5 protein-coding genes and 1 pseudogene are annotated in these 11,753 nt (G+C 36.9%); 1 reads left to right on the top strand and 5 read right to left on the bottom strand.

Going from position 1 to position 11,753, the window contains the following annotated elements; genetic code table 11:
- Positions 1–221: 221 nt before the first annotated feature.
- Positions 222–2,984: a TrlF family AAA-like ATPase gene (locus NSQ50_RS08315; protein WP_340949330.1), complete on the bottom strand. Its 2,763-nt coding sequence runs from the start codon at positions 2,982–2,984 to the stop codon at positions 222–224.
- Between the two features lie 405 nt (positions 2,985–3,389).
- Positions 3,390–6,509, bottom strand: a complete 3,120-nt coding sequence (locus tag NSQ50_RS08310) for a DEAD/DEAH box helicase (protein ID WP_340949329.1) — start codon at positions 6,507–6,509, stop codon at positions 3,390–3,392.
- Between the two features lie 345 nt (positions 6,510–6,854).
- Here NSQ50_RS08310 and NSQ50_RS08305 point away from each other — a divergent pair.
- Positions 6,855–7,439, top strand: a pseudogene (locus tag NSQ50_RS08305) (SpoVR family protein); the annotation flags it as partial.
- Between the two features lie 61 nt (positions 7,440–7,500).
- Here the strand turns inward: NSQ50_RS08305 and NSQ50_RS08300 are convergent.
- The 3 genes from NSQ50_RS08300 to NSQ50_RS08290 form a co-directional block, all read right to left on the bottom strand.
- Positions 7,501–7,941: a GNAT family N-acetyltransferase gene (locus tag NSQ50_RS08300; protein ID WP_076224114.1), complete on the bottom strand. Its 441-nt coding sequence runs from the start codon at positions 7,939–7,941 to the stop codon at positions 7,501–7,503.
- A 344-nt stretch (positions 7,942–8,285) separates the two neighbouring features.
- Positions 8,286–9,212: an AraC family transcriptional regulator gene (locus tag NSQ50_RS08295; RefSeq protein WP_235219505.1), complete on the bottom strand. Its 927-nt coding sequence runs from the start codon at positions 9,210–9,212 to the stop codon at positions 8,286–8,288.
- 551 nt (positions 9,213–9,763) lie between these two features.
- Positions 9,764–11,659 carry a PrkA family serine protein kinase gene (locus NSQ50_RS08290; RefSeq protein WP_036684429.1) on the bottom strand — a complete coding sequence of 632 codons (1,896 nt, stop codon included), beginning with the start codon at positions 11,657–11,659 and terminating at the stop codon, positions 9,764–9,766.
- Between the last annotated feature and the right edge of the window lie 94 nt (positions 11,660–11,753).

Raw genomic sequence — 11,753 nt, 5'->3', positions numbered from 1 at the left:
TGTCCTTCGCGAGTGCCAAAATCTCGGTAACGAGGTAGGCACCCGATCGGTAGCCTACCCTGCTACCGAGACAAAGCGCCCAGAAAGTGCTTGTACACTGGGGTTTGTCCGGTTTCTACATTCACCAGTATGGACAGGATTTTAGGATGATAAACGTTTCTCGGTTATTGGGTAAGGTAAACTAATACATATTTAATATTTAGTTATTATAAATTGTTGATTTATTTCAATCCATATTTAGATTTTCTCATAGTGAATGCATCTCTGCCACCTTCAAGGGATAGTACAGCTGCCTTTACATTATCGCGTTCAAGTCCACCCTTTGCTTCTATTTTACCTGTTGGCAAAGGATTTTCATCAGACGTTGGAATATTAGTTGCTTTTACAATATTTTCACTATCAGCAAGTACAGTGATATTCTGGTTGTGTGTAACAAAAACGAACTGTCTTCCATTTCCTTCATTATCAGTTTTGCAACTTCTTAATTTCTGTATAAATGATTCAATATAATTCCAATCAAGCTCATCTTCCGGTTGATCAATAATTAGTGGATTACTATTTGCATTTAAAAGTATTGAGAGTAAATAAGCACATTGTTGACCTGGCGAGAATCGACTAAATTTCTTGAATTTATTATCATTAGAATCTAAAATTTCAATTTCTATAATGTCCTCGAAGAAGAGAAGATCTAAATTGAACAGTTCTTCTGAAATGGCTGTTAGCCCATAATTTGATACAGATATATCAGAACCGTATTTTGACAGCAATTTACCTGCTGCATCTGGTGTCAGTAAATATTTTTTTTCAAGGACCTTCATATCTTGGTTTTTTATACATTTTTTAAAATCAGATAGACTGTCTATATTATTGATTATAACTTGCGATACATCTTTCAATTTAATATTTAGCCCCGATATCACATCATTAAGATGCTTTGCAAATTCTTTTGTATCTTGCTTGTCCGAGATATACATACGGATATCTTGATTATCAGTAATTATAGAACAGGTTTCTTTTCTTCTTTCTTTGAGACGTCTTATAAATTTTTCATAGTTGTTCAATAAAGCATCCCTTATGACTTGTAATTTAAGAAGTTCTTCAAGTCTGCTTTCAATTTTCGGTAACACATTATTATCAATATGTAAGAGCTTATCTTTTTGTTCTTTGAGCTGATTTGTTACATCCGCCACATTCTCAAGATTATTCTCTTTTAAATAATTTAAGTATTCTATTCTTTTCACTTCATAATAATCAATCCATTTATCGCCTTTAATATTTGAATTAGTCAGTTTTTTTGAATAATCCTGAACAACAAAGCGAAGATCGGACAATTTGTATAACATCTCTTCTCTAAATTTAACTAGGTCTTCACTTAAATTTTCAATAAATTCGGATTTTCTATCAGGAAAAGAAATTGATAAAAATCGTCTAGCAACATCGATTTGTTCTTTAAACACGCCATCTAAATTTTTAAGATTTCCTTGAATTAAATCGTAAAAATTCTTATCCTCTTGTAATTCATTAAATTTTTGAATTTTATCATCTGTTAGTATATCTTCTTTTTCCTTAATACTTCTTTGCAATGCTGCCTTTTCTCCAGCAACTTGTAAATCATCCTTTATTAACTCCAACATTTCTAATTGCAATTTAGCATTGGAAATTAACTTTTCCTTGAATGCGGCAATTTTCTTGTGTATACCATGGAGATTTCCAATATCATCAACTAACTTTAATTGCTCATAAGCTCTTTTGGTAATCATTTTAAGATTACCTTGGCTATATAACTCAACATCTAATCCTTTATAATCCGGAATTTCTGAATTATCAATATAAATTTGACCGTTTCGTTCCTTCTTGCTTGTGATGTTACAAATTCTCTTAATTTTATGGGTTCTTGCGCCTTGTGTTATGCTTACTTCAACACTATTATTAAATCTTAAAAGGTGATAAATTCTATCAAGAAAATCTTGATAATCTGTTGATGATTGATCATATTTATTGAAGGTAAACTTAAGTAAATCAACGATTGTCGATTTTCCAGAACCTCTCCCCCCGATTATCGTGTTTAGTTCATGACTTAATTCGAATAGATCATCGTTGTAATAGCCACCATCCGTTTTTATTGATGAAATGTAAGGATATGTAGGCGTGGGTGGAGCATTTTCATTAATATTGATTCGTAACTTTGGTTCAAATAAAATTTGTTTTAAACCTTCAAAGTTCAATGTATCCATTTTAATAAAGGTAAAAAAGGTCCCTATAGAACTTAATTTATGTGAATCAGAAGATAAAATAGAGGGCATTTGCTTAATAAATTTCCCACTATCGTTCAAATAAAATTCTCTTCCGACGTTTGCTTTCTCATAATTTTTTGGAAGTTCCATTATATTAATGCTCATAACGGAATTTATTAGTAATTCGTTAAACGTATTAGATGTATGTTGCATATAATCGAGTTCTCTTTCGATGCCTGCGTGGCTCTTTGGATGAGCAGCAATTGAAATAGCACCCAATTTTACTGCTTCTTCAATCGCCTTGTCAAAGTTCACATATTCATGTTCGCAACCTTTATCATACAACTTTCTCTCATCTGTTTCTCCAGGAGCTTTATCTTTTCCCTTTTCTATTAGATGAGTACGAGTCAACCGTATACCATCACGTGATAAGAATTTATCCATTATCATTTCTTTAGTAAAATGTTCTGGAAAAATAATAAGTAAATGAACAGCAACTCCATCCTTCCCACGGTCAGTTCGAAGCTCGATACCCGGTAGAAACTCAATTTCTATACCGTCTGCTTTCTTCTGTTCAACTACTGCTCTAATTGCATCGACATTGTCAACGTTGTTATGATCAGTAACTGAGAATAAGTTGATTTTTTTTGCAATAATCTCATTCACCAGGTCATTGACGCTAACACTGCAGTCGTGAGATGCATCAGAATGAATATGAAGATCTACTTTTCTCCACCTTACGGAATTCAAGATATTACCCCCAAATGTTTGTTATTTTTTGTTAATTCGACAACTTGAATCAAAATCCCTCCTTACTTTGTTATGTTTAACAAGCATCTTAGCTAACTAAAAGCTGGGCTAAGGTCAACTAAGGTGCTTGAGGTCGAGAAACAAAAAAACTGGTCGAGAATGTATCTCGCCAGCTAATTGTGTTTGTTGTTATAGACAGAATAACGTGGATTGAATCGTTCCTGCTCAGTATATAAATAACACACCTGATAGCTGCTATCCTCCACAGTGTTTATTGGTATATTTTAGAAATTATCTCTAATTTTCATTTGGACTAATACCAGCATTACGTAATTGTAATAGGAGTAATTAATCAGGAAAATATCTGTACTTACACAAATCACCAGTCAACACTTCAATCGGACTTTATTTTTTATCAAAGTAAATTTGAAATTTTGCATGTGAATTTTGTACACAAACCCAAGTTGACATCAATTGATAATCAATTTGTATCATTTCTGGTTTTTGCTCTTCTACATTTTTTTTCTTTTCAGTTAAATATTTATCAAGAGAAAACATATTTCCGAGAAATGCCCAAACATAAATATTACTGTCTTGTTTTCGAGAAATTGTTTTGATTTTCCCCCATATCTCCTCAGCTTTCAAATTATCCTTATTAAAAATAAGCCTGTTTAGCGATACGTCATAATCTTCCTTTTTCCATTTTCCATTCCATACACCTAAATCATTTGGTTCTTTATCACTTAATGGATGTACATAATCAAGATTCTTAATAATTTGACCACAAATATCTTGAAAACTCGAAGCAGATAAAGCACTGTTTGAGGCTTTGCAATGTATGAAATAAACATTTCCTTGTTTTTCATCTAATGCTATAAAATCCGAAATTTCACTATTCAAATCTGTACAAATCAGATAATCGACCCCACTTAAATGTTCCTTCAGTTCTTTTCCATATGCGCTGTTTTCATCAAGTCTGCTCCCACGACTAGCTATCAATTCAAACAATGAGCCAACATCCCACATGTTTTTATATTTTATTCTTTTAGAACTCTCAACAATAGCTCCTTTTTCATTTATGATACTTCCACCTTTTACTTCATATTCTTTTAATATTTCCAGTAATCTATTGTCATTCGGCTTAATCCCAATTTCATAGAAATTTTCTCTAGTATAGATATGTTTTTTTGTACTTAGAATTATTTGAAATGCCTGATTACGATTTAAATAACGAATAATATCATCACTGGTTCTAATTTCAGAAGTTTCAAGAAAATCAATTCCAGAATAAAAAAAATCGAACTTAATAGTTATCCCCTTTTTTTGGGTTAACAAGTATTTGTTATTCCGACTAATAAATTCCACATTTATCTCTAAATCACCTTGATCAGTATTAATAATGAATAGATTATTTTCCACATCACACATAAAGGAATTAATTGTAACTTTTGAAGAGTTCATTTCATTTACAAAGGAATCTGATAGTTCAGAAATGTCAAGAAGTATACTAATTGGATCAGTTTTTATCGGTTTTTTTGTAATTGGAGCGTACCGATTAAAAATATTCGATATTGTCCCATTATTTCGCATACTGAAATATATAGAATTTATCCACTGAAAGTATTGGTCTATACTATGTAATTTTGTTGAATCACTAATTCGTGAATTTGAGAAACCAACATATCTAGATATATACTCTTTTCGAGCGGTTGAGCCAACTACAACAACACCGTTAACAGTTGTACAAAAACTGTATTTATCATTAATCGAAGGTGCGAGGGAAGAAATATCTCCAGCATTAAGAATTTGTCTTCTAATATTTTTTTGTGAAATAAATCCGTTATTTACGGTAACTCTAGAAATTTTATTTCCACTCTCAAATAATTTTTGTAAATCTTCAGAGGGAATTTGGCTATAAGATTCTTTCAATGAACTAAATACAGTATTATTGCTATCAAAAACAAACAGATACGAGCTCAAAAATTTCAATAATATAACTTGAAGTTTAACCTCCAAAAAAAATTCATCCACTAAGTATTGTGAATTCTTATACGTAGAATATATAATCACATATTCATTATGCTTTATATCATTTATCTCAGTAATGACCTTCGCATCTAAGTTAATTAATTCCTCGAATATCTTTTTTCTTGTTTCTTCAATAAGAACACCAGATGGTGAGTTACTAATGAATACATTTGTTTTTAAGGGAACTCGAAATTTCTTCAAACTTGATCTATCGTCGCTTATTTTTAAATGATCGAGCTTTTTCAAATAATGTTTATTGCTATAAATGAATTCAGGATGATTCTTTAATGTTTTTTCAAAAAACTCCTCGAATGAAAAATAAATCAAATTAATATCTTCTTCTAGTTTTCTTTCATATAGCATATACTCTTTCCACAACTTTTCCTGATTTTCACCGTCCAAACTGAAATATACAAAAGCCTTTTCTTCAGAGATCGGATCGCTTTTTCTAATTATTCTTCCTATTTGCTGAACTAAAGATCTTACATCAGAGAACGCATCGTATATAGCAACAATTTGAAACAAGCTATCGTCAATACCTTCAATTAGTTTATTTTGATGTAACCAATAGTTAACACTAACTTTTTTTACATCTGGTACATTTTTCACTTTTTGATTCGCAGTACCTATACCGAACTGGTAATTGTTGTCTTCATATCTATCATGGATAGCAATAACATCTCTCCCCATATTATTAAGTATTTCAAACGCATTATTAAGATCTTCGTAATTGTTAAATTGGAATATAATTTTTAAATCAGGATTTTTCTGAATATACCCATCACTTGCCGTAATAACTTTTCCAATAAACTCATTCAGTCTATCATTCTTATTTAATATACTAATACCATTAAAACAAACATCCCTAATAAATTGCTCATTAACTGCAGCATGGTGGGGATAATTATAGATATAATCCTTATCTATTTCAAATTGGTTACTATCGTTACGAATTGGGGTAGCTGTAAATAAAATCACCTTTTTACCTAGCTCCCTTATGGAATTTTTCCAATCGTCAGCAGGTTCCTTATGTCCTTCATCAAAAATAATTAAATCAACTTCCATTTTTAATTTTTCATACAATGATGACTCTTTCTTTATATCGGTAAGGGCTTTCATAGTCCCAATAAAAATTGTACCGTTAGTGTCCTCACACCCTTTGAATGCACTTTTGTAAAGCTTCTGTACTTTTTTTTTAGTCTTAGGTATTTTGAATTTATCCCAAATTCGTTCCTTTATATCAATATATAATTGATCCCTAATCGCTTGTGAAGGAGTAACAATCAAAATGTTTTTGACCCGTACATTATTTGACGCCGTACACCCAATAAGTAAGGTTTTACCTGTGCCTGTAGGCATCTTAATAAGCGATTGCTTTTGCGATCTGCTATTTATATACTTTGATATCATATTCAAGGCATCGATCTGATAGCCTCTCAACACCCCCATTAATAAATCAGAGTGCAACCAAGTAGTTGATATTGGTTTAGTTTCCATAATTAATCCACCCTCTTCGAATTGAATAGGTAATATTACCCACTATAATGATACTTATAATAATTACTTTTATCTACTACTATAAATAAAAGAGACAGCAATATCTGAGATCTTTTTTGAGTATGCACATCAGTTTCTTCATCACTTTAGTATTGCCAAGGCTGGAGTTTTGTCCATCGCAACTTCAATTGCGTACCGTATACTAAGTGAATCCCAATACAGTTATGAGTAAGTTGGATATAGTGAATATGGACTATCTCGTTCTTTCATAACAAAGACCCCCGCACCTGAGCTTTCGCTTTCTTATCATCTTCATTTGCGAATAGGAAAGCACCTTAGCAATACGAAGGCTGGGCTTCCTACTGGCATCAGCGCATCGTTCGCGAACTAGATCTGACCGAAGAGGAAACAGTGGAATACGCAAAACTGAATTCATCCGTCGTGCAGCCCTCACGGCAAAGCCTGAATCCTTACTATCTGGGGCTGAAAATCTTTGAAGACATCGAACGCCGCTGGGACCGCGAGAAAATCTTTGAAGTACGTGAGCTGGAATCCGATACCTCTTTTATCCGCAGCTATCTATCTAAGGAATTGGTGAACGACCTCGATCTTTATGTTTTTGAGAAAAAAGGCCCCGAATGGAAAATCACCGATAAAGCATGGGAAAATGTACGCGATCAACTGGTGCTCGCCCGGGTCAATGGGGGGTCTCCTTACTTGGTCATTGAGGATGCAGACTTCGAGAAGAATGGTGAATTATTTATAACTCATCGCTATGAAAGCATCGAGCTGGATCTGAAGTACCTGGAGCGCACACTCCCTCACATCTACTCTTTATGGGGGCGGACGGTTCATCTACAGACGGTTGTGGAAGACAAAAAGGCGCGTTTTTCATACGATGGCAAAAAGGTGCAGCGGAAGTTTATTTAGAATTAAAAAGCGGCAGACCTAAACGGGTATTAACACCCTGGTCTGCCGCTTTTTGCTTTGGCTAAAATGAGGATTCAGATTCTTTTAACGACTTCGAGAAATATTTTGGAGCCTCAACAAATCCTTGCCGAGCATAAAATCTATGCGCATCAGTTCTTCTGGAATGACAATGAACCTGAATGTTATCACAGTTTCTTTTTCTAGCTAAATCAGCGCAATACTCCTCAAGCTTTCGTCCAATTCCTTTGCTCCTAATGGCATTACTCACCACAAGATAACTTATAATTGCAGTCTCTCCTACCAGACCTAATTGGGGTATGTAATGCATGGAAATACAAGCTACCACTTTATCATCTTCCTCAAAAACCAATAATTCCTCATCCGGATGTAGGATTAGCTTTTCTATTTTTTCTTGCATGAACATTTCTGTATTCGGATATCCCAACTGTTCTAATAATTCCTCTATGTCTTGCCAGTCATCTGCTCTCGCTTCTCTAATCATCTGCTTCACTCTCCGTTATTTTCGAATTACCTTATTAATTGACTCTATTAAACTACGGAAGATCATACTCGTCAAACGTATTAATTTCGATGTATAACTCCTCCAAGGTATCTACGTTTCCCATATGGGAATTCCTAAAAAAGAAGGCCCGCAGCGGTAACACGCTGCGGACCTTCATCGACACCCTCATATCGACTTAATAACTGCACATGGCAAATGCTCAGGGGAACGTAACGTAAGGAAGTTTGAAAATGTAGGCGCGTAGCGTTCGCCTTTGTCAGCGACATAAAGTCCAAACATTTCAGAAATTACAATTATCACCGAGCGGTATTTGCCCTTATCGACTATTCAGTCAACTTTTTCACAGGAACGTAAATCTCCATCACTGTATCTGGCCGCGAATGGCAGCGTTCATCGTAAAACTCAAAATCCAGCTTAGTCTCGTCATAAACGTAACCACTATCCTTAAACCATTCTTCGAAGATGTACTTCCAGCTGCTTTTTATGACTTGGGCAAACTGTATTTGCTCTGTATCCGTTGAAGTATCCACTGGAGGTGTTGTAAACACGGCATATTCGGCTTCTGGCACATCCATCGTCAACATATCAGCTTCTACCTTGGAGTAGTCCTCAACAATAACACCCAAAAGATAGGTGGCATTGCCGTTATCTGAAGACGGAATACATAAACCAACTTCTCCGTGTTTAGGCGGGTTTAGTATTTTATACATTTTGGACTCCAGGTTTTCACCCTCATAATGGCTCCAAAAAGAAGCAATATCCTTAGTGTACATACTACCCGCAACATTAGTTTGGATACCATAACCAGCCACCTTAAAAGCAGGCTTACGAACAAAAACAGGATTCATAATATAACCTCCGATATCAAATATTGAATTTCCTTTACTAAACCCATCCATCCGCGCCGCATATTGTGTCGGACTATAACCAAAGGTTTTGCGAAAAGCTTTAGTAAAGCCACTTTGTGTTTCAAAACCATAGTCCAGCGCAATATCAATGATCTTTTTTCCAGCAAATAATTCAATTGAGGCTAAGGATAATTTTCGGCTCCGCACATATTCCATCACAGACATTTCCTTGCACAAGCTGAACACTCGGCAAAAATGATACACCGAATATCCGACCTCAGTCGCTATTTCTTCCACCGTTATATTTTCTTTGATATGAGCTTCTATATATTCAACACATTTTTCTATATCTTTACTGTAATTCAAGTGCAGCACCAGCCTTCCCCCGTACGGTGATTTCATTATATCAACTGCGCATGAGATGGACTGTTCCTGTTTTGCTGAGCTGCATTATTGCCTGTATAAAAAAACAGAGCAGCGAGCCCCTCCATTTACAGAAGGATCACAACTCTGCGTATTCTTGGCCGCCATCATTTTGGGTAAGCCTCGAAGTAGACAACGCTGGATTCACGTAACCTACTTACACTTCAGTTGCTCCCTACGACTGACTAAAGGACCCAGATGACGTTATTTTCCAAAATATCGCCTTTTGAGCGGAGTTTCGGACTCCAGTGCAGCAATTACTCAAAAAACGGCTCATATTTAGGTTTTTCCTGCTAATAGCGACCATAGGGTCCAATAGCCTGCTAAAGATGCTCAAAATCTACGTTTAGGGTCTCCTGTGTCCTTTAGCAACTTCCTACGCACAACAGCCAAATTAGTCAGATGGGTGGCGGCGTTTAGATCAACATTAGGAGGGTAAAAGGAGGCAGATAAAACATGGAAGGACAAAAAAAGAGTGCTCCACAGCCATTTTCATGGCTTTTGGAACACCCCGCATAAATGAACTCTTTTTAACGGTTTAGCAGACTTCCCACGTATTTCAGCAGCTCGTTGGCGCAGATTGGGCAGTAGTGATGTCCATCAATAAGTCTGGCGCATACCTCATTGATTCGTTTGAGCTGACTTTCATCAGGTGTTTTGGACGAGGTGGTGATTTTGACGATATCTTTGAGGTCTGTGAACAGCTTTTTCTCAATCGCTTCCCGCAGGCGGTCGTGGTTGTTGTACTCGAATTTCTTCCCTTTGCGTGAATACGCGGAAATCCGGATCAGGATCTCTTCACGGAACGCTTTTTTTGCATTCTCAGAGATACCAATTTGCTCTTCAATCGAACGCATTAACCGCTCATCCGGCTCCATTTCCTCATCCGTCAGCGGATCACGAATTTTCGACCAATTGCAGAAGGCTTCGATATTATCTAGATAATTCTCAAAAAGTGTCTTCGCAGATTCCTCAAAGGAGTAGACAAATGCCTTTTGTACTTCGCTTTTCGCTAAAATATCATATTCCTTGCGGGCAATGGAGATGAAGTTCAGATAACGCTCCCGCTCCTCTTTTGTAATCGATGGATGCTGATCCAGGCCATCCTTTATCGCCCGCAGGACATCCAGTGCGTTCATGCACTGCAGATCTCCTTTGATCAGAGCGCTGGAAATGCGGTTGATAACATAACGCGGATCAATTCCGGACATGCCCTCATCTAAATACTCCGTTTGCATCTCCTTAAGATCGGCCTCTTTATAGCCCTCGACCTCTTCACCATCGTACATCCGCAGCTTTTTGATCAGATCCATACCTTGTTTTTTGCTTTCTTTAAGACGGGTTAGGATGGAAAAAATAGCGGCGGCACGCAGCGCATGTGGCGCAATATGCACATGACTCATATCACTCTGGGCGATCAGCTTCGCGTAGATTTTTTCCTCTTCCGAAACTCTGAGGTTATACGGAACAGGCATAACAATCATACGGGACTGGAGCGCTTCATTCTTTTTATTAGAAATAAACGACTTATACTCGGTTTCATTTGTATGAGCAATTATCATTTCGTCCGCACTTATCAACGCGAAGCGGCCAGCCTTGAAATTGCCTTCTTGCGTCAGTGACAGCAGGTTCCATAAAAACTTTTCGTCGCATTTGAGCATTTCCTGAAATTCCATCAGCCCACGGTTAGCCTTGTTCAACTCACCATCAAAACGGTAGGCACGCGGATCAGATTCCGAACCAAATTCAGTAATGGTCGAAAAATCAATACTTCCTGTCAAATCAGCGATATCCTGAGACTTCGGATCAGATGGACTAAAGGTACCAATCCCTACCCGCTCTTCTTCTGACAAAATAACACGCGTCACCTTAACCTGCTCAATGTCACCAGCATAATCATTTCTCAGACGCATCTGGCAGGATGGGCACAAGTTGCCCTCAATACGTACACCAAGTTCCTTCTCAATCTCCGGACGGAGCTCCAGCGGGATCAAATGCAGCGGGTCCTCATGCATCGGGCAGCCTTCTATTGCGTATACCGCACCCGCATCTGTCCGCGAGTACTGTTCCAAACCACGTTTAAGCAGCGTGACCAGGGTCGATTTCCCCCCACTGACAGGTCCCATCAATAACAAAATCCGTTTGCGAACATCAAGCCGACGTGCTGCAGAGTGAAAATATTCCTCGACCAACTTTTCGACTGCACGATCAAGTCCAAAAATCTCCTGTTCAAAAAACTTATACCGTTTGCGTCCGTTTATGTCCTCTACGCCGTGCGACTTAATCATGTCATAAACGCGGGAGTGAGCGGTTTTTGCGGGAGAGGGGTCTTTTCTCAACAGTTCTATATACTGCTTGAAGGTGCCGCTCCACGCCAACCGGTCGTTCTCAGCCCGATACGAAGCTATACGCTCAAAAATGTCCATTGCTCGCTGCCTCCTCTTGCGCTCCTACTTGCTCTTCTACTTGCTCTCCTATAGCGTTAAAAAGTGTATTACATACCTATGCGGCAAGCGCGGA

This window comes from Paenibacillus sp. FSL R10-2788, assembly GCF_038003885.1.
Classification (GTDB): Bacteria; Bacillota; Bacilli; order Paenibacillales; family Paenibacillaceae; genus Paenibacillus_AQ; species Paenibacillus_AQ odorifer.
Note: the sequence above shows the minus strand (reverse complement) of the source record. Positions and strands in the feature narration are given on the sequence as shown.

Bases quoted from the DNA above. Each gene is read 5' to 3' on its own strand.
- NSQ50_RS08310 (WP_340949329.1), bottom strand. From the start codon at position 6,509: ATGGAAACTAAACCAATATCAACTACTTGGTTGCACTCTGATTTATTA.
- NSQ50_RS08290 (WP_036684429.1), bottom strand. From the start codon at position 11,659: ATGGACATTTTTGAGCGTATAGCTTCGTATCGGGCTGAGAACGACCGG.
- NSQ50_RS08295 (WP_235219505.1), bottom strand. From the start codon at position 9,212: ATGAAATCACCGTACGGGGGAAGGCTGGTGCTGCACTTGAATTACAGT.
- NSQ50_RS08300 (WP_076224114.1), bottom strand. From the start codon at position 7,941: ATGATTAGAGAAGCGAGAGCAGATGACTGGCAAGACATAGAGGAATTA.